Origin of the sequence: Saccharothrix coeruleofusca (assembly GCF_014648515.1) — a bacterium.
GTDB lineage: Bacteria > Actinomycetota > Actinomycetes > Mycobacteriales > Pseudonocardiaceae > Actinosynnema > Actinosynnema coeruleofuscum.
The window spans coordinates 540,898-564,277 of sequence record NZ_BMRG01000004.1 but is presented as its reverse complement, the minus strand read 5'-3'; the positions used below and the strand labels follow the sequence as shown (position 1 = coordinate 564,277).

At 73.0% G+C, this 23,380-nt stretch carries 17 protein-coding genes and 1 pseudogene; 13 read left to right on the top strand and 5 right to left on the bottom strand.

The genetic code is table 11. The features are described 5' to 3' along the window. The coding region (locus IEZ00_RS14790; RefSeq protein ID WP_229795661.1) for a hypothetical protein at positions 1–1,032 on the top strand (1,032 nt) is incomplete at its 5' end. A gap of 76 nt (positions 1,033–1,108) precedes the next feature. On the opposite strand, the gene IEZ00_RS14785 is transcribed toward IEZ00_RS14790, so the two are convergent. The 3 genes from IEZ00_RS14785 to IEZ00_RS14775 are packed head-to-tail and all read right to left on the bottom strand — an operon-like array spanning position 1,109 to position 3,479. Continuing rightward, positions 1,109–2,116 (bottom strand): methyltransferase, encoded by a 1,008-nt coding sequence (locus IEZ00_RS14785; RefSeq protein WP_189223781.1) that lies wholly within the window; start codon positions 2,114–2,116, stop codon positions 1,109–1,111. Positions 2,117–2,166: 50 nt separating this feature from the next. Then, the gene (locus IEZ00_RS14780; RefSeq protein ID WP_189223780.1) at positions 2,167–2,871 is read right to left on the bottom strand and encodes a ferredoxin reductase; all 705 of its coding nucleotides are present in this window, start codon (positions 2,869–2,871) and stop codon (positions 2,167–2,169) included. Further along, positions 2,871–3,479, bottom strand: a complete 609-nt coding sequence (locus IEZ00_RS14775) for a sulfite oxidase-like oxidoreductase (protein WP_189223779.1) — start codon at positions 3,477–3,479, stop codon at positions 2,871–2,873. Before IEZ00_RS14775 ends, IEZ00_RS14780 begins: the two co-directional genes overlap by 1 nt. Positions 3,480–3,673: 194 nt before the next feature. Here IEZ00_RS14775 and IEZ00_RS14770 point away from each other — a divergent pair, with 194 nt between their 5' ends. From IEZ00_RS14770 to IEZ00_RS14720, 11 genes and pseudogenes are all read left to right on the top strand, one after another. Beyond that, the gene (locus IEZ00_RS14770; protein ID WP_229795659.1) at positions 3,674–4,858 is read left to right on the top strand and encodes an NAD(P)/FAD-dependent oxidoreductase; all 1,185 of its coding nucleotides are present in this window, start codon (positions 3,674–3,676) and stop codon (positions 4,856–4,858) included. A gap of 147 nt (positions 4,859–5,005) precedes the next feature. Beyond that, complete coding sequence (locus tag IEZ00_RS14765; protein ID WP_189223924.1) at positions 5,006–5,722, top strand: ABC transporter ATP-binding protein; 717 nt, start codon at positions 5,006–5,008, stop codon at positions 5,720–5,722. Continuing rightward, positions 5,719–8,232 carry an FtsX-like permease family protein gene (locus IEZ00_RS14760; RefSeq protein WP_189223777.1) on the top strand — a complete coding sequence of 838 codons (2,514 nt, stop codon included), beginning with the start codon at positions 5,719–5,721 and terminating at the stop codon, positions 8,230–8,232. Before IEZ00_RS14765 ends, IEZ00_RS14760 begins: the two co-directional genes overlap by 4 nt. A gap of 48 nt (positions 8,233–8,280) precedes the next feature. Then, positions 8,281–8,440: pseudogene (locus IEZ00_RS14755) on the top strand (PIG-L family deacetylase); the annotation flags it as partial. Between the two features lie 100 nt (positions 8,441–8,540). Next, the gene (locus tag IEZ00_RS14750; protein WP_189223776.1) at positions 8,541–9,347 is read left to right on the top strand and encodes an endo alpha-1,4 polygalactosaminidase; all 807 of its coding nucleotides are present in this window, start codon (positions 8,541–8,543) and stop codon (positions 9,345–9,347) included. A gap of 186 nt (positions 9,348–9,533) precedes the next feature. Then, positions 9,534–12,422 carry a glycoside hydrolase family 3 protein gene (locus IEZ00_RS14745; protein WP_229795657.1) on the top strand — a complete coding sequence of 963 codons (2,889 nt, stop codon included), beginning with the start codon at positions 9,534–9,536 and terminating at the stop codon, positions 12,420–12,422. After that, the gene (locus IEZ00_RS14740) at positions 12,419–13,699 is read left to right on the top strand and encodes an ABC transporter substrate-binding protein (RefSeq protein ID WP_189223774.1); all 1,281 of its coding nucleotides are present in this window, start codon (positions 12,419–12,421) and stop codon (positions 13,697–13,699) included. The genes IEZ00_RS14745 and IEZ00_RS14740 overlap by 4 nt, the downstream gene beginning before the upstream one ends. Continuing rightward, positions 13,696–14,595, top strand: coding sequence for a carbohydrate ABC transporter permease (locus IEZ00_RS14735; RefSeq protein ID WP_189223773.1), 900 nt, complete (start codon positions 13,696–13,698; stop codon positions 14,593–14,595). The genes IEZ00_RS14740 and IEZ00_RS14735 overlap by 4 nt, the downstream gene beginning before the upstream one ends. Then, complete coding sequence (locus IEZ00_RS14730) at positions 14,595–15,407, top strand: carbohydrate ABC transporter permease (protein WP_189223772.1); 813 nt, start codon at positions 14,595–14,597, stop codon at positions 15,405–15,407. The genes IEZ00_RS14735 and IEZ00_RS14730 overlap by 1 nt, the downstream gene beginning before the upstream one ends. Continuing rightward, positions 15,404–17,701 (top strand): alpha-xylosidase, encoded by a 2,298-nt coding sequence (yicI, locus tag IEZ00_RS14725; protein WP_189223771.1) that lies wholly within the window; start codon positions 15,404–15,406, stop codon positions 17,699–17,701. Before IEZ00_RS14730 ends, yicI begins: the two co-directional genes overlap by 4 nt. Beyond that, positions 17,698–20,496, top strand: coding sequence for a beta-galactosidase (locus tag IEZ00_RS14720; RefSeq protein ID WP_189223770.1), 2,799 nt, complete (start codon positions 17,698–17,700; stop codon positions 20,494–20,496). The genes yicI and IEZ00_RS14720 overlap by 4 nt, the downstream gene beginning before the upstream one ends. A gap of 64 nt (positions 20,497–20,560) precedes the next feature. Here IEZ00_RS14720 and IEZ00_RS14715 read toward each other — a convergent pair whose 3' ends face one another. Both IEZ00_RS14715 and IEZ00_RS14710 read right to left on the bottom strand, forming a co-directional pair. Next, positions 20,561–21,418 carry a TIGR03619 family F420-dependent LLM class oxidoreductase gene (locus tag IEZ00_RS14715; RefSeq protein ID WP_189223769.1) on the bottom strand — a complete coding sequence of 286 codons (858 nt, stop codon included), beginning with the start codon at positions 21,416–21,418 and terminating at the stop codon, positions 20,561–20,563. 86 nt (positions 21,419–21,504) lie between these two features. Continuing rightward, positions 21,505–22,401 (bottom strand): LysR family transcriptional regulator, encoded by an 897-nt coding sequence (locus IEZ00_RS14710; RefSeq protein ID WP_189223768.1) that lies wholly within the window; start codon positions 22,399–22,401, stop codon positions 21,505–21,507. A 105-nt stretch (positions 22,402–22,506) separates the two neighbouring features. On the opposite strand from IEZ00_RS14710, the gene IEZ00_RS14705 reads away from it, so the two are divergent. Further along, positions 22,507–23,376: an NAD-dependent epimerase/dehydratase family protein gene (locus tag IEZ00_RS14705; protein ID WP_189223767.1), complete on the top strand. Its 870-nt coding sequence runs from the start codon at positions 22,507–22,509 to the stop codon at positions 23,374–23,376. Positions 23,377–23,380 lie beyond the last annotated feature (4 nt).

Here is a 23,380-nt window from a genome sequence, read left to right as displayed (position 1 = left end):
CCCGCCGGGAGGCCGACCGCCGACGAGGTCCGGTCGCGCCTGAAGGAGATCGTCGGCGACTGGGAGCCGCCCGCGGTGGAACGTCCCGCCAGGGCACCGCGGCGCCGCCTCTTGGCGCGGATCGCCGCGGCGTTCGTGCTGGTCGTGGCGATCAGCACCGCGGTGGTCATCAGGCAGCACCAGGTGCCCGCCGCGCAGCAGCAGGCGTCCGCCGGTGGGCTCATCGGCGACGAGCGCACCGCCGACCCGTGCGCGCTGATCGACGAGGAGGAGCTGAGCCGGTTCGGCACCGTGCGGGTGGTGACCGATTACGGCAACTTCAACCGCTGCGACGCCCTGGTCCACGTCGGTGCGAAGGAGCCGGTGGACATCGAGATCCAGCTGATCACCCGCGCGTCCCGCACCGTGCAGGGACAACCCCTGGAGGTGGTCGAGGAACCCCTGCGGAGCAACGAGTGCGACCGCACGGTGGTGGCCGACGAGAGGTACGCCGTCCGGGTCAGCGCGAAGCTGGACAACCCGCCGCTGGACCTCTGCCCCCTGGCCGACGCCGCGGCGGCCACCGTGCTGGAGGTGCTGCGCGGCGGTCAGATTCCCCGGCGCGCCACCCCGTTCCCCGAAGACTCGCTCGCCCGCGTCGACGCCTGCGCGCTGCTCGATGACGAAGTGCTCACCGCGGTGGCCGGGGTGAACGGCGGCTCGGCGCTGAACGTGTTCGGCAACTGGGCGTGCAAGTGGCGCAGCACGACCGGTGGGCTCGGCATCAACCTGCGCTACGACCAGCACTCGGCGGACGAGGTGCCCAAGGGGGAGCTGACCCGGCTGGAGGACGGTCGCGTGGTGTACGTCTGGCTGGACACCGATTCGAGCAAGAGCTGCACCATCCACGTCCCCCACCTGCCCGCGAGTCCGGCGAAGCGGGCTTACCTCGACGTGCTGGTGCTGACAGTGCAGGGCGACCGGTCGGGCGAGGAGTACTGCCTCGAGGCGAAGATCCTGGCGGCGGCGGCCGCCAAGAAGCTGCCCTCCTGACGGCGGCCGGCCCCGCCCGGCGTCCCGGACGCTCGGTTCGCGGTGTCCGGACGCTCGGTTCGCGGCAGGCGGGAGGTCATCCGTCGGCGGAGAGCCGGAATTCCAGCAGGCAGCGCTGGTCGGTCAGCTCGGTCACGCCGTCCAGGAGCAGGCCGTGCGCCGAGCCGAGCGCCCGGAACTCGTCGAGCCCGCGCTCGCGACCGCCGAAGATCACCAGCATGGCCAGGTCGCTCTCGCTGTCGGCGCGCAGCCCCGCGACCGCCTCGACCACCAGGACGCGCCCCGCCGGGTGCGCGGCCTCGGCGCAGCGGCTCATGATGCGGTGGGCGTGCTCGTCGTCCCAGTCGTGGAGGATGTCGAACAGCAGGTAGGCGTCCGCACCCGCCGGGAGCGGGTCGAAGAAGCTGCCCGCCGTCACCCGCGCCCGGTCGTCCAGCCCCTGCGCGGTGAAGGTGCGGCGGGCGTCGGCGGCGGTCGGCTCGAGGTCGACCAGGTGGCCGCGCACACCGGGGTGGGCGGTCAGTATCGCGGCCAGCAGGCTGCCCTGGCCGCCCCCCACGTCGACGACGCTGGAGAACCGGGACCAGTCGACACCGGCGACGATCCGCGGCAGCTGCTCCCGGAACCGGTGCGTCATCTGCCGGTCGAACGACTCGCGCAGGTGGGGGTGCTCGGCCAGGTCGGCCCAGAAGTCCTGCCCGTAGCGGCGCGGGTAGGCCGCGCGACCGGTGCTGACGCTGTGGGCGAGCTCGACGAAGGCCAGCTCCGCCCGGCCGCCCGCGGTGTCCAGGCGCAGCAGGTCGGTCAGGCCGTTGCCCGCGTCCAGGCGGAGGTGCTCGCCGTACGCGCTGGTCCGGTAGCCGGTGGGGGTGCGCTCGACGACGCCGAGGGTCGCCAGGTGGGCCAGCAGGAGGTCGAGCGCGATCGGGGCGGCGTCGAGCTCGGCCGCGAGCCGCTCGACGGAGGCGCCGTCGCCGAGCAGGCGGTCCGGCAGGCCCAGGGTCGCCGCGACCCGCAGCGCCATCGGCGTGGCCAGCCCGGCCATGCGGCGCAGCGCGTCGGCGGCGTCGTCCTCATGATCCATGAGGTCCACTGTGTCAGGGGTGTCAAAGCGGAATCGGTCCGCCGGGCGCCTCAGCCGGACGGGCCGAACCGCTCCACCCTGATCCGCCCGGCGGGCACTCCCAGGCCCAGCAGGTGTCCGGTGGCGGTGTCGCAGAACGCAGGCGTCCCGCAGACGAACACGTCCCGGTCCTCCACTGCGGGCGCCAGGTCGTCCGCGGTGAGCCGCCCGGCGGGCCGGGGGGAGCCCGGCGGGGCGGTCCGCGTGTAGACCAGCGTGGTCTGCGGCCCCGGCAGCTCGTCGCGGTAGTACAGCGCGGCGGGGGAGCGCACCGACACCACCAGGCGGACCAGCTCGGGCCTGCCGATCTCCCGCGCGTGGCGCAGCATGGACATCAGCGGCACGACCCCGGAGCCACCCGCCACGCCCAGCGCGGGCCGCTCGCCGTCCCAGGCGAAGTAGCCGCCCAGCGGGCCGCGCACCTCCAGCTCGTCGCCCGGCTCCACGACCTCGTGCAGGAACTCCGAGACCTCCCCGCCGGGCAGCAGTTCGACGGTGAGGTCGATCTCCGCCCGACCGGGAGCGCTGGCGACCGAGTAGGAGCGCTGCGCGCGGTAGCCGTCGGGCGCGGTCAGCCGCAGCACGTAGTGCTGGCCGGGCAGGTGCGGCGCGGGCCGGGACAGCCCGAGCCGGAACGTCTTCGCGGTCGGCGTCTCCGACCGCACCTCCAGCACGGTGGCCTGCTGCCACGGCCCCGTGCGCGCGGGCGCGACCATCAGTCGCCCTGGTAGCGCTGCTCGAGCCAGGGGTCGCCCCGGTCGTGGTAGCCGTTGCGCTCCCAGAACCCCTGCTCGTCCTCGGCCAGCAGGGTCAGCCCGGAGACCCACTTGGCGCTCTTCCAGAAGTACAGGTGCGGCACGAGCAGCCGCGCGGGTCCACCGTGGACGTCGGTCAGCGGCGCGCCGTCGACGTCCCACACCACCCACGCCCGGCCGTCGGTGATGTCCTCGATCGGCAGGTTGGTGGTGTAGCCGGTGTGCGACCGGGCGAGCACGAACGCCGCGTCGTCCTGCGGGCCCGCCGCCTCCAGCAGCGTGTCCACCGAGACCCCGTCGAACCTCATGCCGAACTTCGACCAGGTGGTGACGCAGTGGATGTCGCCCTCGTAGTGGTCCGGGGGCAGCGCGCGGATCTCGTCCCAGGTCCACGTCGTGGGCGTGTCGACGAGGCCGTCGATGGTGAAGGTCCACCGGTCGGTGTCGATGGACGGCGTGGCCTCGGCGTGCAGCACCGGCCAGTCGTCGCCCGCGTCGTGCTGGCCGGGTGGCAGCCTCGGATCGCGCTCGCCGCCGCCCCGCCGGGTGAACCCTCGGGTGATCGCCATGGGCCTCCTGTTCCTCGGCGGCCATGATTCCAGACCCGGTGGCTTCGGCGAACGGCTCAGCGTGCTGCCCCCATTGGCGCAGACCGTGTCGCTCACCACACGCGTGGGCGCGGTCCTGCCCCGACGGTCCTGTGAACGGGATCATGGGTGCTGATATGAAGATCGTCAGGGATCGCGCGCTGGGAGGTTGCCGGGTGTCGGACAACATCGTCGTGGTCGGCGGCGGCGCCGCCGGGATCAGCGCGGTGGAAGCGCTGCGGCGCGAGGGCTTCACCGGGCGGCTGGCGCTGGTCGCGGGCGAGCCGGGGCCGCCGGTGGACCGGCCGCCGCTGTCCAAGCAGGTGCTGTCGGGGCAGTGGCCGCTGGAGCGGGCCCGGCTGCGCGCCGACGCGGACTTCGAGGCGCTGGACGTGGCGGTGGTCCGCGACCGGGCGACCGGGCTGGACCTGGACGGGCGCAGGCTGCTGCTGGAGGACGCGGACCCGCTGCCCTACGACGGCCTGGTCGTGGCGACCGGCGTCACACCCCTGCGGCTGCCCTTCGGCCACGACCTGGCCGGGGTGCACGTGCTGCGCGGCGCGCACGACGTGGCGGGGCTGCGCGAGAGCCTGGCGACCGCGCGCCACCTGGTGGTGGTCGGCGCCGGGTTCCTGGGCACGGAGGTGGCCGCCACGGCAGCCGGGCTGGGCCACCGGGTCACCGTGGTGGACCTGCTGCCGCTGCCGCTGGTGGCGCAGCTCGGCGAGACCGTGGCGGGGCGGGTCGCCCAGCTGCACCGCGACCGGGGTGTCGAGCTGCGCACGGGCGTGGGCGTGTCCGGGTTCGTGGCCTCCGACGGCCGGGTGAGCGGGGTGGCGCTGACCGACGGCACGGTGCTGGAGGCCGAGTGCGTGCTGGTGGCGATCGGGTCGCGCCCGGCCGTGGACTGGCTGCGCTCCTCCGGGCTGGACCTGGCCGACGGGGTGGTCTGCGACCGGTTCTGCCGCGCCGCGCCCGGCGTCTACGCCGCGGGTGACGTGGCCAGCTGGCCCAACCCCCGGTTCGGCAGGCGGATGCGGGTGGAGCACCGGGGCAACGCCGGGGAGCAGGGCCAGGCGGCGGCGGTCAACCTGCTGCACGGGGACACCACGTCGTTCAGCCCGCTGCCGTACTTCTGGACCGACCAGTACGACGTCAAGATCCAGGCGTACGGCCTGCTCGGCGCGGACGCCGAGGTTGAGGTCGTGGACGGCAGCCCCGAGGGGTCGGCGTTCGTGGCCCTCTACCGGGTGGGCGGCAGGCTGACCGGCGCGCTGGCGTGGAACGCCTTCAAGCCGCTGCGCCGCTACCGGGGCGAACTGGCGGCCCTGCCGTTCCCGACCGAGGGCGCCGTCGTCTGACCGGTGGCTCCGCGCGGACCGGAGGTATAGCGGGCTGTACTCCGAACCGGGCAGGCTGGGGGATCGTTCGGCCGCACCGACGCCAATAGCGTCACTCGCGTGATCGAGACGACCGAGCCGGTGCGCGTCACCGGCGCAGAACCCGCCATCAGGCTGTCCGCGGTGTCCAAGGTGCACGGCTCGGGCGACCGCGCGGTGACCGCCCTGGACGCGGTGTCCATCGACCTGCCGCGCGGCACCTTCACCGCGGTGATGGGGCCCTCCGGCTCCGGCAAGAGCACCTTCCTGCACTGCGCCGCGGGTCTGGACCGGCCCACCTCCGGATCGGTGCTGCTGGGCGGGACCGACCTGGCCGCCCTGGACGAGAAGCGGCTGACCGAGGTGCGGCGGGAGCGGGTCGGCTTCGTCTTCCAGGCATACAACCTGGTCCCGTCGCTGACCGTGGAGCAGAACATCGTGCTGCCCCTGCTGCTGGGCGCGGGCGCGCCCGACCGGGAGTGGCTGGGGCACGTGGTGCGGCGCGTCGGGCTGGCCGACCGCCTGCACCACCTGCCCAGCCAGCTCTCCGGCGGGCAGCAGCAGCGCGTGGCCATCGCCCGCGCCCTGATCACCCGGCCGGACGCGGTGCTGGCCGACGAGCCGACCGGCGCGCTGGACAGCCGCACCGGCAGGCAGGTGCTGGAGCTGCTGCGCGACGTCGTGGACAGCACCGGGCAGACCGTGCTGATGGTGACCCACGACCCGGTCGCCGCCTCCTACGCCGACCGCGTGGTGTTCCTGACCGACGGGCGGCTGGCGGGCGCGCTGGACCGGCCGTCGCCGGAAGCCGTGGCCGAGCGGATGACGCAGCTGGGGGAGTGGTGAGCGTGCGGCTGCTGGCGCTGGCCTCGATCCGCCACCGCTGGGGTGGCTTCGCGGGGGTGTTCGTCGCGGTGCTGTGCGCCTCGGCGCTGATCACCGCGCTGGGCGTGCTGTTCGAGTCCGGCCTGCGCGCCGGGGTGGCCCCGCAGCGGTACGCGGGGGCGGCGGTGGTCGTCGGCGGCAGGCAGGCCGTGCCGGACGAAGCGGGCATCGAGGTGCCGCTGGTCGAGCGGGTCCCGCTGCCCGCCGACGCGGTGGGCCGCGTGGCGGTGGTGCCCGGCGTGGACCGCGCGATCGGCGAGACGGCCGTGCCGGTGGTGGTGCCGGGTGCGGAGGGGGTGCGGGCGCACGGCTGGAGCTCGGCCGCGCTGACCCCGCTGGCGGTGCGGGAGGGCGCCGAGCCGAAGGGGCCGCGGGAGCTGGTGCTCGACGCGGGCCTGGCCGACCGGCTGGGCGTGGGGGTCGGCGACGAGCTGCCGGTGGCCGTCGGCGGGGTGCCGGAGCGGTACGCGGTGACCGGTGTCGCCGCCGCGCCCGAGGGCGTGCGGACCGGGCGGCAGCCCGCCCTGTTCCTCACCGACGAGCGGGCCCGCGCGCTGGCCGGGCGGCCCGATCAGGTGGACGTGATCGGCGTGCTGGCCCGGCCGGGGGTCGACCCCGACGAGCTGGCCGGGCGGATCAGGGCCGCGCTGCCCGACCTCGACGTGGCCACCCACACCGGTGACGACCGCGGCGACGCGGAGTTCCTCGACGTGGGCCGGGCGCGGTCGGAGCTGGTGCTGGTCTCGCTGTCGTTCGCGGGCACCACGCTGATGATCTCCGTGCTGGTGGTGGCGGGCACGCTGGGGCTGTCGATCCAGCAGCGCAAGCGCGAACTGGCGCTGCTGCGGGCGGTGGCCGCGACACCCCGCCAGATCCACCGCCTGGTCGGCGCGGAGGTGCTGGCCGTGGCCGGGGTCGCCGCGCTGCTGGGGGTCGCGCCCGGCTACGGCGTGGCGCACCTGCTGCGGTCGGCGTTCGCCGCCTCCGGACTGCTGCCCGCCGACTTCGGCCTGGCGATCGGCCCGCTGCCCGCCGTGGCGGCGGTGCTGCTGGTGGTGGCCACGGCGCGGGTCGCCGGGTGGGTCGCGGCCCGCCGCGCCGCGCGGACCGCGCCGGTGGAGGCGCTGCGCGAGGCGGCCGTGGAACCGGCGCGGCTGGGGCGCGTGCGAGTGGCGCTGGGGTGGACGTGCGCGGCGCTGGGCCTGGGTTCCGCCGCGGTGCCGCTGTTCCTGCCCGGCGAGCAGGCGGTGGCGGGCGCGGCGGCCTCGGCGCTGCTGCTGGTGCTCGCCGCGGCGCTGTCCGGTCCCCGGCTGGTGGTCGCGGCGGCGCGGCTGGCCGGTCGGCCGCTGCGGGCGGTGGCCCCGGTGGGCGGGCACCTCGCGGTGGCGAGCGTGACCGCGAGCGCGCGGCGGCTGGCCACCGTGGTGACACCGCTGGTGCTGGCGGTCGCCGTGGCCTCGGTGCAGATCTTCACCCAGACCACGGTGAGCGCCGCCGCGGCCGAGCAGGCCGACGCCGGGGTGGTGGCCGACGTCGTGGTCTCCGGTGAGGCGGGGCTGGCCCCGGCGGTCGTGGACGCGGTCCGGGCGACCCCCGGCGTGCGGGCCGCGACGCCCGTGGTGCGCAGCCAGGTGCTGGTGCGCCACCTGATGGCCGGGGAACCGCAGATCTCCCCCTACGCCGCGCAGGGGCTGGCCGTCGACGGCCTGGACCGCACGCTGGACCTGCGCGTCAGCCAGGGCGACCTGGCCGAGCTGGACGGCGACGCGGTCGCGTTGAGCGTGCTCGCCGCCGAGACGATCGGCGTCGGCCTCGGGGAGAGGATCGACCTGCGCCTTGGCGACGGCGCGCAGCTGCGGCCGAGGGTCGTCGCGCTCTACGGCCGCGGCCTCGGGTTCGGCGACGTGACGCTGTCCCGCGACGTGCTCGCCGCGCACACCACCACCCGGCTCGACCAGTCGGTCCTGGTGCGCACGGACGGCACGGCGGAGCTCGGCGCGCTGGCCGACCGGTTCCCCGGCGTGTCGGTGCTCGACCGCGCCGCGCTCAGCGCCGCCGGGCAGACCCAGCGCGACGCCCAGTCCTGGATCAACCTGCTCGCCCTGCTGGTGGTCCTGGGGTACTTGGCCATCTCGGTGGTGAACACGCTGGTGATGGCGACGGTCGAGCGGTCGCGGGAGTTCGCCCTGCTGCGCCTGGTCGGCACCGGCAGGCGGCAGGTGCTGCGGATGACGCGGATCGAGGCGCTGCTGGTGATCGGCATCGCGGTGGTGGTCGGCACGGGCGCGGCGGTGCCCACCCTGGTCGGGATCAGCCTGGGCCTCACCGGTTCGCCGATGCCCTCCGCGCCACCGCTGGTCTACCTGGCGATCGTGGGCGTGACGGCGGTGCTGGGGCTGCTCGCGATCGGCATCCCGACCAGGGTCGCCCTGCGGTCGCGCCCGGTGGAGGTGATCGGCGCGCAGGGGTGAGCGCCGACCGGGCCCGATGCCCGGTCGGTGGCGGGCCAGGATGGTGCGATGGCAACCGTCCTGGCCTTCCACGCCCATCCCGACGACGAGGTGCTGCTGACCGGGGGGACGCTGGCCCGCGCTGCCGCGTCCCTGCTCGGTGTGGCGCGTGGTGCACCTGGGATACGCGGACAGTGGTCACGGTTCCGTGCTGCACCGGGGGTGCCCGCCCCCCGTTTTTCGGGCTGCTGCTGGGCTACGAGTGGTGCACCGGGGCGAAGATCGCGCGCCGCTAGGATGATCTTCACCGATCCGATGTGAGGGGTGCGATGAAACCAGCGGTTCTCGGAGTCGTCCTGCTCGGTGCGGTGGTCGCGGGAGCGGGAGTGCCCGCCGCTGCCGCGGCGACCGCCTTCCCCGTGGGGGTCAAGGTCGACTACCAGCTCGGCGGCGCCTACGACCCGCCGAACGGGGTGGGCCTGGTGGTCCGCGACAGCACCGCCGAGCCCGAGCCCGGCCTGTACAACGTCTGCTACGTCAACGGTTTCCAGACCCAGCCGCAGGACCGGGAGCTGTGGTTGCAGCAGCGGCGCGACCTGGTGCTGACCGACGGGCGCGGCAGGCCCGTGGTCGACCCCGGCTGGCCGGACGAGCTGATCCTGGACACCTCCAAGGCGGACAAGCGCGCCCGCATCGCCGCCATCATCGGCGAGACGGTGCGGGTGTGCGCCGAATCCGGCTTCGACGCGGTGGAGTTCGACAACCTCGACTCCTACACGCGCTCCAACGGCAGGCTCAGCCTGGAGAACAACCTGGCGATGGCGACCGAACTGGTCGCCATCGCGCACCGCCACGACCTGCTGGCGGGCCAGAAGAACACCACCGAGCTGGGGGCGCGGGGCCGCGACCAGGCGGGCTTCGACTTCGCCGTGGCCGAGGAGTGCGTCCGCTGGGACGAGTGCTCGGCCTACACGTCGGTCTACGGCCAGCGGGTCTTCGACGTGGAGTACACCGACGACCTGCCCGGTGGCGTCGAGCAGGTCTGCCGCACCGCCGACCGCCCGGCCGCCACGCTGATCCGGGACCGCGACCTGGTGCCGGTCGGCGAGCCGGGGTACTTCTACCGCCACTGCTGACCGGGAACACCCGCGCGGGCCCCCTGGACTCCGGTCCAGGGGGCCCGCGCGCTTTCGGTGGAGCCGTTGGTTGTGCCGGTCACCTTCTGCCCCTATGGTCGGAGTCGAAGCGCTTCGACTGCGAGTTCGATTCCGTTCATCGGTGTGCGGAGGGGAACTGCCGTGCCTCAAGGCCGTCGTGTGCCCGTGTTGCTCCTCGTGGCGGTGCTCGCGCTGTCGCCGACCCCGGCGCACGCGCAGCGGGAGCCGTTCCGCGATCCCGACCTGCCCCTGGCGGTCAGGATCGACGACCTGGCGGGCAGGCTCACCCCGGACGAGAAGATCTCCCTGCTCCACCAGTACCAGCCCGCGATACCGAGGCTGGGCCTCGGCGCCTTCAGAACCGGCACCGAGGCGCTGCACGGCGTGGCGTGGCTGGGCGAGGCGACGGTCTTCCCGCAGGCCGTCGGGCTGGCCACCACCTGGGACCCCGACCTGGTCGAGCGCGTCGGCGCGGTCACCGGCAGGGAGGCGCGCGGGTTCCACGCCCGCGACCCCGCGGCCAACGGGCTGAACCTGTGGGCTCCGGTGGTCAACCCGCTGCGCGACCCGCGCTGGGGTCGCAACGAGGAGGGCTACTCCGAGGACCCGCTGCTGACCGGGCGGATCTCCACCGCGTACGGGCACGGCATCCGGGGCGACCACCCCACCTACCTGCAGGCCGCGCCGACCCTGAAGCACTACCTGGCCTACAACGTGGAGCGCGACCGGGCCACGGTCTCCTCGGTGGTCCCGCCGCGCATCCTGCACGACTACGACGAGGCCGCGTTCAAGCACGCCATAGCCGCCAACGCCGCCACCGGCGTGATGGCGTCGTACAACCTGGTCAACGGCCGCCCCGCGCACGTCAACCCCGACCTCGACGAGGTGGTGCGCGGGTGGACCGACCAGGACCTGCTGATCGTCGGCGACGCCTCGGGCGCGGCCAACCTCGTCGGCGCGCAGCGGTACTTCGCCACCCAGGCCGAGGCGAACGCGGCGGCCGTCGAGGCGGGGCTGGACAGCTTCACCGAGAACGGCCCCGACTCCGCTCCCACGGTCGCCGCGCTCAACACCGCCCTCGCGCGAGGGCTGCTGGACCAGTCCGAAGTGGACGAAGCGGTGCGACACGTGCTGTCGCTGAGGTTCCGGCTCGGCGAGTTCGACCCGCCCGGCCGCAACCCGTACGCGGGGATCACCCCGGAGGTCATCAACGCGCCGGAGCACCGGGCGCTGGCCCGGAGGGCCGCGGCCGAGCAGGTGGTGCTGCTGCGCAACGACGGGAACGCGCTCCCGCTCTCGGCCGAGAGCACCAAGAAGGTGGCGGTCATCGGACAACTGGCCGACACCCTCTACGAGGACTGGTATTCCGGCACGATGCCCTACCGCGTCACGCCGAAGCAGGGCATCGCCGAACGGGCCGCGGTGAGCTCCAGCGAGGGCGTGGACCGCATCGCGCTGAAGGAGTTGGCCAGCGGGAACTACGTCGCCGCGTCGACATCGGACACCGGGGCCGTGCTCACCGCCGACGCCCCGGCGCCGGGGGAGCGGACCGGGCTGGACGTGTTCGACTGGGGCGAGGGCACCGTCACGCTCAGGACCGCGGCCAACGGCCGGACGGTGTCGCTGGACCAGAACCGGAACCTGGTCAACGACGCCGCCCAGCCCCACGGCTGGTTCGTCCAGCAGCAGTTCGAGCTGGTCGCCCAGCCGGACGGGGCCTACGTGCTGGAGTACGCGGGAAACGACGTCGACGAACCGTGGTTCGGCCCGGACAAGTACGTCGTGGTGGGCGCGGACGGTGGGCTGTCCCTCGGGGCCGCGACGCCGCAGGCCGCGTCGAAGTTCGTCCGCGAGGTCGTCCGCGCAGGCGTGGACAGCGCCGTGGCGGCGGCCAAGGAGGCCGATGTCGCCGTGGTCGTGGCGGGCAGCATGCCGTTCATCAACGGTCGTGAGGACGACGACCGGGAGACCACGGCGCTGCCCGCGGGCCAGCGCGCGGTCATCGACGCGGTGCGCGCGGCGAACCCGCGCACGGTCGTGGTCCTGGAAAGCGGTTACCCCTATTCGGGGGACTGGGACACCGCCGACCTGCCCGCGATCCTGTGGACCTCGCACGCGGGGCAGGAAACCGGGCGCGCGTTGGCCGACGTGCTGTTCGGCGACCGCGACCCCGGCGGCAGGCTCACCCAGACCTGGTACCGCTCCGACGCCGACCTGCCCGACATGCTCCAGTTCGACATCGCCGAGTCCGGGCACACCTACCAGTACTTCCGGGGCGATCCGCTGTACCCGTTCGGGCACGGCCTGAGCTACACCTCGTTCCGCTACTCCCGGCTGCGCCTGGACCGGCACGCCGTGGGCGCGGACGGCGAGGTCCGGGTGGAGGTGGACGTGACCAACACCGGCGGCCGGGCGGGCGTCGAGGTGGTGCAGCTGTACTCGCGCCAGGAGCGGTCGCGGGTGCGGCAGCCCGTCAAGCAACTGCGCGCGTTCGAGAAGGTGCGCCTCGGGCCGGGGGAGACCAGGACGGTCCGGTTCACCCTGCGCGCGGCGGACCTGGCGTTCTGGGACGTGACGCGGGACAAGCCGGTGGTCGAGACCGCCTCCCACGAGCTGGTCGTCGGCCCGCTGACCCGCGAACTCGCCGTGCGGGGTGAGCGGATTCCGCCGCGCGACCTCGGCAGGTCCACCCCGGCGCAGAACTTCGACGACTACTCCGGCGTGACGCTGGTCGACACCACCAGGGAGCGCGGCACGGCGGTCGCCGCCACCGCACCGGGCCAGTGGATCGCCTTCCGCGACGCCGACCTGGGCCGGGGCGCGCGGTCGATCTCGCTGCGGGTGGCCAACCCCGACGAGCCGACCCGCGTGCAGGTCCGCCTCGGCGGTCCCGACGGCAGGCGGGTCGGCGTGGTCGACGTGCCGACGACGGGGGACCAGTACGCCTGGACCACGGTGTCCGCGCCGCTGCGCGGGGCGGCCGGACGCCAGGACGTCCACCTGGTCTTCGAGGGCAGGGCCCGGATCGACACCTTCACCGTGGAGGAACAGTGACGCCCAAGCGACTCCTGGCGGCCGCGGTGGCCGTCGCGCTGGCCGCGGCAGGCTGCGGCGGCTCGGACGACGCGGCCGACGGCAACACCTTGAAGCTGTGGCACTTCGAGGGGCCGGACAGCGCCATGGGCGTGGCCTGGGCCGAGGCGATCAAGCAGTTCGAGGCCACCCACCCCGGCGTGAAGGTGCGGTTCGAGGAGAAGGGCTTCGAGCAGATCCAGAAGACCGCGCCCATGGTGCTCAACTCCAGCGACGCGCCCGACATCCTCGAGTACAACAAGGGCAACGCCACCGCAGGCCTGCTGGCCAAGCAGGGCCTGCTGACCGACCTCGGCGACGAGGTGGCCGAGCGCGGCTGGGACAAGCAGCTCGGTCCCGGCATCGACACCACCGCCCGCTACGACGAGCGCGGCGTGATGGGCTCCGGCAAGTGGTACGGCGTCCCGAACTACGCCGAGTACGTGATGGTCTACTACAACAAGGACATGTTCGCCCAGCGGGGCATCCAGGTGCCCACCACGCTGGACGAGCTGACCGCCGCGATGGACGAGTTCGTCGCGGCCGGCATCACCCCGCTGGCCACGGCGGGCCAGGAGTACCCGGCGCACCAGATCCTGTACCAGCTGGCGCTGACCAAGGCCGACCGCGACTGGGTGGACCGCTACCAGCGCTACACCGGTGAGGTGGACTTCCACGACGAGGCGTGGACCTTCGGCGCGGAGACGTTCGCCGACTGGGTCGGCAAGGGCTACCTGAGCAAGGACTCCGCCGGGCTCAAGGCCGAGGACATGGGCCTGGCCTTCATGCAGGGCGAGCACCCCATCATGATCAGCGGCAGCTGGTGGTACGGCCGGGTGCGGGCCAACGTCAAGGACTTCCAGTGGGGCACCTTCCCGTGGCCGGGGATGACCTCGGGCTCCAGCGGCAACATCTGGGTGGTGCCCAAGGGGGCCAAGAACAAGGAGCTGGCCTACGACTTCATCGCCATCACCATGTCGCAGCCGATCCAGGACAAGTTGCGCGAGGCGGGCGGCGTGCCCGTGGCACCCGGCGGCACGCCCGCGAGCGATCCCGCGATGCAGGAGGTCACCGACACCTTCAAGGCGCTCAGCGAGGGCGACCGGCTGGCCTACTACCCCGACTGGCCCGCGCCCGGCTACTACGACGTGCACGTCTCGGCGGTGCAGAAGCTGATCACCGGCAGCGCCGGGCCGCACGAGGTGCTCGACGAACTGGCCGGTCCCTACCGGGAGAACCTGGAGAGCATCGGCGGATGAGCGTCCCCACCGCGATCCGCGGCCGCGGGTCGTACCTGTGGTTCCTGCTGCCGGGGGCGCTGCTGCTGACCGCCGTGGTGCTGGTGCCGTTCCTGATGAACGTCGGCATCAGCTTCACCGAGTGGTCCGGCGTGGGCGAACCGGAGTGGATCGGCCTGGACAACTACCGGCGGCTGGTCGAGGACGGCACCTTCTGGGCCTCCTTCCGGCACAACGTCGGCCTGGTGGTGGCGATGGCCGTGCTGCCGACCGCGATCGGCCTGGTCATCGCCGCCGGGCTGTTCGACTACGTGGGCAAGCGGTTCGGCCCGCGGCGGGCCAGCGTGCTGCGCGCGTGCTTCTACCTGCCGCAGGTGCTGCCCATCGCGGTCGCGGGCATCGTGTGGACCTGGATCCTGGCGCCGCAGGACGGGGCGCTCAACGAGGTCCTGCGCGCGGTCGGGCTGCGGTCGTTGGCGCACAACTGGCTCGGCGACCCCGACCTGGCGCTGTGGACCGTCATGGGCGTCATGCTGTGGATCCAGGTCGGCTACCCGGTGGTGATCTTCATGTCCGGGATGCAGCGGGTCGACCCCTCCCTGCACGAGGCCGCCGAGCTCGACGGCGCGTCGTGGTGGGGCCGGTTCTGGCACGTCACCCTCCCGCAGATCCGGCCGGAGGTCTTCGTCGTCCTGCTCACCTGCACCATCGCCGCGCTCAAGGTGTTCGCCCCGATCTACGTGCTGACCAGGGGCGGACCGGGCGGCGCGACCACCGTGCCGTCGTACTACTCGTTCCAGAACTTCTTCGAGAAGACCAGGGTCGGCTACGGCGCGGCGATCGCCACCGTGCTCACCGTGCTGATCCTGGTGCTCACCGCGGTGTTCCTGCGGGTGCAGAACCGGGGTGAGCGCTGATGAGGCGGCACGCGGTGCTGTGGTCGTTCGCGGCGCTGGCCGCGCTGATGCTGGTGCCGTTCGGCGTGGTGGCGCTCAACGCGGTAAAGACGCCGGCGGAGTACGCCACCGATGGGCCGCTCAGCCTGCCCGACGGCGTATCGGTGACGGGCATCGTCGACTTCTGGGAACGGGTCGACTTCGGGGAGAAGCTGTTCAACAGCTTCGTGATCAGCGGCTCGGTGGCGGTGCTCGCCGTAGTCGTCTCGGTGCTCAACGCCTACGCGCTGGGCATCGGACGCGTGCGCGGCAGGCTGTGGATACTGGTGGTCTTCCTGATCGCCAACACCTTGCCGCAGGAGGCGTTGGTCTACCCGCTGTACTTCCTGACCAACAAGGTCGGCCTGTACGACACCAAGACGGCCGTGGTCGTCATCTTCACGGTCATCCAGGCGGCGTTCGGCACCTACCTGCTGACCTCCACCCTCGGCGGCTTCCCGCGCGAACTGCTGGAGGCCGCCCGCGTCGACGGCGCCAACAAGTGGCAGACCCTGGTGCGGGTGGTGGTGCCCGTCAGCAGGCCGACGCTGGGCGTTCTGTTCGTGTTCTTCTTCATCTGGACCTGGAACGAGTTCTTCCTCCCGCTGGTGCTGCTGATCTCCAACGACAACCAGACGGTGCCGGTCGCGCTGGGCGTGCTGCAGGGCCAGCGGATGATGGACGCCACCATGACCAGCGCCTCGGCGTTGCTCGGGGTCATCCCCGCCATCGCCTTCTTCCTGATCTTCCAGCGCGCGCTGACCCGCGGCATCACGGCAGGGGCGGTCAAATGAAGTTCAGCGACGGGTACTGGCTGCTGCGGCCCGGCGTTCACGCCGCCCACCCGGTCGAGGTGCACGACGTCTCGGTGGAGGACGGGGCGGTGGTGGTGCACGCGCCCACCCACCACGTCCGGCACCGCGGCGACCTGCTCAAGGGGCCGGTGGTCACACTGTCGCTGTCCGCGCCGATGCCGGACGTGATCCGGGTGCGGATCACCCACTTCGCCGGGCAGGTGGCCAAGGGGCCCGGCTTCGGGCTCACCGTCGACGACGCCCACGAGCCCGAGATCACCTTGGCGGACAAGGCCGCCGTGCTCACCTCCGGCGCGCTGTCGGCGCGCGTGCACCGCGGCGACCAGTGGCGGGTGGAGTTCACCGCGGGCGGGCGGGTGCTGACCGCCAGCGGTGCCAAGGGCATGGGGTTCATGACCCTCGACGGCAGGCACTACGTGCGCGAGCAGCTCGCCCTGGGCGTCGGCGAGGTGGTCTACGGGCTGGGCGAGCGGTTCGGGCCGCTGGTCAAGAACGGCCAGGTGGTCGACATCTGGAACGCCGACGGCGGCACCAGCAGCGAGCAGGCGTACAAGAACGTCCCGTTCTACCTGACCAACGCGGGCTACGGCGTGTTCGTCAACGACCCCGGCCGGGTCTCGTTCGAGGTCGGTTCGGAGGCGGTGTCGAAGGTGCAGTTCAGCGTCGAGGGCCAGTCGCTGGAGTACTTCGTCGTCCACGGCCCGACGCCCAAGGAGGTCCTGCGCAAGTACACCGCGCTGACCGGCCGCCCCGCCCTGCCGCCCGCGTGGTCGTTCGGCCTGTGGCTGTCGACCTCCTTCACCACCTCCTACGACGAGCCCACGGTGACCGGGTTCGTCGACGGGATGATCGAGCGCGACCTGCCGCTGAGCGTGTTCCACTTCGACTGCTTCTGGATGCGCGAGTTCCACTGGTGCGACTTCGAGTGGGATCCGCGCGTGTTCCCCGACCCGGTCGGGATGCTGAACAGGCTCAAGTCCCGAGGGCTGCGCGTCTCGGTATGGATCAACCCCTACGTGGCGCAGCGGTCCCCGCTGTTCGCCGAGGGCGTCGCGGGCGGCTACCTGCTGCGCAAGCCCAACGGCGACGTGTGGCAGTGGGACATGTGGCAGCCCGGCATGGCGTTGGTGGACTTCACCAACCCGGCCGCGCGCGACTGGTACGCGTCCAAATTGGACGTGCTGCTGGAGCAGGGGGTCGACTGCTTCAAGACCGATTTCGGCGAGCGCGTCCCGACCGACGTCGTCTACCACGACGGCTCCGACCCGGAGCGGATGCACAACTACTACACCTACCTGTACAACCGCACGGTATTCGAGGTGCTGCGCAAGCGCCGCGGGGACGGTGGCGCGGTGGTGTTCGCGCGATCGGCCACGGCGGGCTCGCAGCGGTTCCCGGTGCACTGGGGCGGCGACTGCGAGTCGACCTACGAGTCCATGGCGGAGAGTCTGCGCGGCGGGCTGTCGCTGGGCATGTCCGGCTTCGGCTACTGGAGCCACGACATCGGTGGTTTCGAGGGCACACCGGACCCGGCGCTGTTCAAGCGCTGGACCGCGTTCGGCCTGCTGTCCTCGCACAGCAGGCTGCACGGCAGCTCCTCCTACCGGGTGCCGTGGCTGTTCGACGAAGAAGCCGTGGAGGTGCTGCGGCGCTTCGCCAAGCTCAAGGCCCGCCTCATGCCCTACCTCCACCAGGCGGCGCGGCAGGCGTGCGCCGAGGGCGTGCCCGTCATGCGCGCCATGGTGCTGGAGTTCCCCGACGATCCGGCGTGCGCGCACCTGGAGCGCCAGTACATGCTCGGTGACGACCTGCTGGTGGCGCCGGTGTTCTCCGCCGAGGGCGAGGTGTCCTACTACGTGCCCGAGGGCACGTGGACGCACCTCCTCACCGGTGAGGAAGTGCGGGGGCCGCGATGGGTGCGCGACCGCCACGACTTCCTGACCCTGCCGCTGCTGGTGCGCCCCGACACGATCCTGCCCGTCGGCGCCGTGGACGACCGCCCGGACTACGACTACGCCGAGGGCGTCACCCTGCGCGCCTACCACCTAGCCGACGGCGAGCACGTCACGGCGGTGGGCGGCACGACGTTCGTCATCGGCAAGCAGGACGACCGGATCGGGGTCTGGGTCGACGCCGCGCCGTCGCGGTGGCGGCTGCTGCTGGTCGGCGCGCGGTCGGTGGACGCCGTGGACGGCGGTTCGGCGAGCCCGCACCCCGACGGGGTGCTCATCAGCGCCGCCGGCGGCGCCACGACCGTGCGAGGAGTCCGATGAGGCTGTTAGCAGTCCTGCTGGTCCTGCTCGGCTCGCTCACCGCGACGGCTCCCGTCGCCGCGGTGCCCGGAGGCGGGGCGGAGCGGCACGAGGTGTCCTACGACCGCTACTCCCTGACCGTCGACGGCGAGCGGGTGCTGCTGTGGTCGGGGGAGTTCCACTACTTCCGCCTGCCCAGCCCCCGGCTGTGGCGCGACGTGCTGGAGAAGATCAGGGCCGCCGGGTTCACCGGCGTGTCGCTGTACTTCCACTGGGGCTTCCACTCGCCCGCGCCCGGCGTCTACGACTTCACCGGCGTGCGCGACGTGGACCGGCTGCTGCGGATGACCGACGAGCTGGGCCTGCACGTGGTCGCCCGGCCCGGCCCGTACATCAACGCCGAGACCACCGGCGGCGGGATGCCCGCCTGGCTCAAGACCGTCGAGGGCCGGGCGCGGTCCAGCGACCCCGGCTACACCGCCGCCTACCGCGAGTGGCTGTCGCGCATCAACCCCATCATCGCCCGCCACCAGGTCAGCCGGGGCGGCTCGGTGATCGCCTACAACGTGGAGAACGAGTACGCGGTCAACGTCGACCCGGCCTACATGGAGGACCTCCAGGCGCAGGCCCGCTCCGCGGGCATCGACGTGCCCATCGTGCACAACAACTGCTGCGGCGGCAGCCTGGCCAACTGGTCCTCCGGCCGGGGCGCGGTGCAGATCCCCGGCGTGGACGACTACCCGCAGACGTTCAACTGCCACGACCCCGACACCTGGGGCGGGTGGGGTGACGGCGTGACGCGCAGGCTGCGCGACGACGCGCCGGTCTACGCCGCCGAGTACCAGGCGGGCGCGATCGACCTGAACGACGCGGGCTACGACAAGTGCCGCGAGCTGACCGGCCCGGGCTACATGAAGGTGTTCTACAAGTCGAACATCATCGAGAGCGGCGCCACGATGTTCGGCTACTACATGACCTACGGCGGCACGAACTGGGGGTGGCTCGCCCAGCCCAACGACGTCTACACCTCCTACGACTACGGCTCCGCGATCACCGAGGCGCGCACCCTGACCACCAAGTACGACGAGTTCAAGCGCCAGGGCTACTTCGTCGGCTCGGTCGCCCCGCTGACCAAGACCGACGAGTCGCCCGCGCCGACCCCCGCCGACCCCGCGGTGGCCACCAGGGCGCGGGCCAACCCCGACACCGGCACGCAGTTCGTCCTGGTGCGGCACGCCGACCGCCGCACCTCGGCCGACGTGTCCACCACGCTGGCCTGGTCCACCCCGGACGGCGACCACCAGGTCCCCGTGCGGGTCAACGGGCGCGACGCCAAGATCCTGGTCGCCGGCTACGACATGGGCGGCCAACGGCTGGTGTGGTCCAACTCCGAGATCCTGACCCACCTGCCGATCGCGGGCCGCGACGTGGCCGTGCTCTACGGCCGTGACGGCGAGCCGGGCTCGACCGTGCTGCGCTACCCCTCGCGGCCGACCGTGCGGGTGCTGGAGGGCTCGGTGCGCAGCTCCTACGACGGCGGCGACCTGCGCCTGGACTATACGCACTCCGGGCTGGCCCGCGTCCTGGTCTCCGGCGGCGGACGGCCGCCGCTGCTCCTGCTGCTGGGCACCGACGAGACCGCCGCGCGGTTCTGGCGGCTGGACACCCCTGCGGGCCCGGTCCTGGTCCGCGGCACCGCGCTGGTCCGCTCGGCCCACGTCGCGGGGGACCGGCTGGCGCTGCGCGCCGACACCGACCGCGCGGGCGAGGTCGAGGTGTTCTCCCCGGCGCGCCACCTGAGCGTCGGCGGGCGGTCGGTGCCGGTGCGCCGCACCGCCAGCGGTTCCCTGCTCGGCTCGCTGCCCGGCCCCGAACAGGTGCGCCTGCCGGAGCTGTCGGGCTGGGAGTACCGGGCGGAGCCGCCCGCCCACGGTGACCAGGGCTGGACCACCGCCGACAAGACCACCACGGCCAGCCCGATCAAGCCCAGGACCCTGCCGGTGCTCTACGCCGACGAGTACGGCCACCACCACGGCAACGTCTGGTACCGGGGCGAGTTCACCGCCAACGGCGCCGAGCGGAAGGTGGTGGTCAACGCCATCACCGGCAGGCGCGGCGTCTACCTGGTCTGGCTCAACGGCCGCTACCTCGGCTCGGCCGCGGGCGGCACGCAGGCCGACAGCGAGCCGGTCAACCCCGACCCCGGCCGCGGCGAGTTCGCCGTGCCGCCCGGCCTGCTGGCCCCCGGTCAGCGCGCCACGCTGGCCGTGCTGGTCGAGAACATGGGCCACAACGACGACTGGACCGCCGACGACACCCGCTTCAAGCAGCCCAGGGGCCTGTTCGGGGTGGTCGTCGAGGGCTCGGAGGCGCCCATCGCGTGGCGGATCCGCGGTTCGCGCGGCATGGACGGCGAGCGCGGCGCGCTGAACATCGGCGGCCTGCACGGCGAGCTGTCGGGCTGGCACCTGCCCGGCGGCGGGCGCTGGCAGCGGTCACCGGACGCGCTGCCCGCTGGGGTGTCCTGGTACCGGACCCACTTCGAGCTGGACCTGCCGCGCGGGCACGACGTCTCGCTCGGGCTGCGCTTCGACGACACCGGCGAGCGCGACTACCGGGTGCTGGTCTTCGTCAACGGTTGGAGCGCGGGGCAGTACCTGCACCGGCTGGGACCGCAGCGCGAGTTCGTGCTGCCCAACGGCGTGCTGCGGGAGCGCAACACCCTGACGTTCGCGGTCATCGCGGAGGAGGAGCTGCCGGGCGGGCCGGGACCGGTGCGCCTGGTGACCCTGGGCAACCACCGCACGGGCGGCTGACCGGCGGTCGAGCGGACCGGACCGCTCCCGGCTCAGCCGCGCCGGGAGCGGTCCGGTCCGGAGGTCACCGGGGCAGGGCGAACCGCTCGGCGAACGCGGACATCTCGTCGCGCCGCCGGGCGGGGTCGGCGGCGGTGGGGGTCACGACGACCCGCGTCGCGCCCTGCTCGGCGAGCCGTTCGACGTCCTCGGCGGACATGTCGATGGAACCCCACCGGGTGCACTCCAGCCGCTCGGCGTCGCGGCCCGCCTCGACGGCGGTCGCCCTGGCCAGGTCGAGCTGGTCGCGGCGCTGCTGCGGGGTGAGCACCCCGCCGGGGAAGTAGCCGTCGCCGCGTCGCCCCGCCCGGCGCGCGGCGGCCCGGCTCGAACCGCCGACGTGGATCGGCAGGGACGCGCCCCCGTGGGGCCGCGGGAAGCTGAACAGGCCGTCGAAGTCGAAGAACTCCCCGTGGAAGTCGGCACCGTCCTCGCCACCGGCCCACAGCAGCCGCAGCACGTCGATCGCTTCGTCGGCCCGGCGACCGCGGGTGCTGAAGTCGACCCCCGCGGCCCGCGCCTCGCCGGGCAGCGCGCCCACCCCCACGGTCAGCAGCCGCATGCGCCCCTTGGACAGCACGTCGATGGTCGCCAGGCGCTTGGCCAGCACCACCGGGTGGTGGTAGGGCAGCAGCAGCACGGCGGTCCCGAGCAGGATGCGCCGCGTGGCGGCGGCGACGAAGGCCAGGCAGTCCAGCGGATCGCCGTAGGGCAGCGACGGCGGCAGATCCACGGGCCCGATCTTCGCGCCGCGGTGCAGCGCGATGTGCTCGGGCACGTACAACGCCTCGAAACCGCAGTCCTCCGCGTGCTGCGCGTAGGCCACGATCCCGTCGGGGTCCACGCCGAAGTGGGGCGTGCTGTAGTTGATCGCGAACTTCACCGCCGCCACGCTAGGTCCTGACGTCGGCGTCAAGGCAAGGTCGGCGGCGCGGGCGCGCGAGGTCAGGTGCGGGGGAGCAGGCGGTGCTAGAAGGGGCGTTCCGGCCGGATGTGCCGCTGCACCAGGTCCAGGAACGCCGTGACCAGGTGCGAGGGCGGGCGCGTCGCTGACATGACGATGGCCAGGGTCCACGAGATGTCCGCGTCCGAGATCGTGAGCGTGGCCAGCGGTCGGGAGCCGCTGGTCGCGAGTTCGAGCGGGAGCAGGGCCACGCCGAGCCCGTGGGCCACGTAGTCCGGGATGGTCGTCAGGTCGGTGGTCTCGACCAGCACGTCCCGGATTCGCGAGTGCTGCGCGAAAGCGCGGTCGACGACCGTGCGGTGACCGAAGCCCAGCGGCATGTCGACGAACGGCTCGTCCGCGATCTCGGCGAGGGTCACCGCGCGGCGGGCAGCCAGCGGGTGGTCCGGGGCCACGGCCAGGCGCAGGTGGTACTTCCTGATCGGCACCACCCGCAGCTGGGGGTCGGCGGCGTCGGTGCTGACGAAGGCCACGTCCACCCGGCTCCGCTTGACGTCCTCGACGAGTCCGGCCGCTCCGCGCTGCGAGGTCTCCAGGCGCAGGCGCACCCGTGGGTGCCTGCGGTGGAAGTCACCGGTCAGCGCCGGGACGTCGACCAGCGTGAGCCCGTTCAACATGCCCACGGTCAGGTGCCCCCGCAGCTCACCCGACGGGTCGACGACGGCGCGCGCGGCCTCCAGGGCCTCGACCGCCGCGCGAGCGGCGGGCAGGAAGGCCGCCCCGGCGTCGGTGAGGGAGACCGATCGCGTCGAGCGGGCGAACAGCGGCGTCCTCAACTCGGCTTCCAGCTTCTTGATCGACGCCGAGAGAGTCGACTGGGTGATGTGCAGCATGTGCGCCGCGCGGCTGAAGTTCAGCTCGCGGGCGAGGACGAGGAAGGCTTCGAGGCTGCGCTGGTGCACCACCGCAATCTATCGCAGCACGCGATGACCATATCGATTTTCTTCGTTGGACTCGATGAGTGATCGCGATCATCCTGGACTCGTCCGATCACAGGAGGAGGAACGATGCGCGTGCTGCTCACCGGGGCCACGGGGTACGTCGGCTCGGCGGTGCTCGAAGCCCTCGTGGCCGGTGGACACGAAGTCCTGGGTCTGGTCCGCGACCCGGATCGCGCGGGCGCGGTGCGGGAACGCGGCGCGTCGCCCGTCATCGGTGACATCACCGACGCCGCACGGGTCCGCGAACTGGCAGCGGGTGCCGACGGAGTCGTCCACCTCGCCTCGCCGGGCGACGCGACCAGCGCGGAGGCCGAGGACGCCTTCGTCACCGCGGTGCTGGCGGGGCTCGGGGGAACGGGGAAGCCGTTGGTCTCCACGGCGGGCATCTGGGACCACGGCAGCGGTGGTGAGCTGACCGAGGTCAGCCCGTTCCGCGCGCCGCGGATCACGGCGTGGCGCCCCGAGGTGACCCGGCGGGTCCTCGCCGCGACGGGGGTCCGCACGGCGGTCATCTCGCCCGCCCTCGTCTACGGCCGCGGTGGGGGTCTGCTGCGGGTGATCACCGGGGGACCGCGGCGAGGCGTGGGCAGCCAGGCGTTGACGGTGCTCGGCAGCGGCGAGCAGCACTGGGCCACGGTGCACGTGGACGACCTGGCCGCGCTCTACGTCCTGGCGCTGGAAAAGGCACGGGCGGGCACCTACCTCATCGGCGCGAGCGGGGTGAACCCGACGGTCCGGGAGATCACCGTCGCGGCGAGCCGCGCCGCGGGCTTGGACGGGCGCGTCGAGCCCGAAGGTCTCGCGGGCACCGTCGAGCGCCTGGGCCTGCTCGGCGAGGCGCTGCTGCTGGACCAGCGGGCGTCGGGCACGGCCGCCAGGCAGCTCGGTTGGCAACCGACCCGTCCCACGCTGCTGGAACACCTCACGGGTCGGTGAGCAG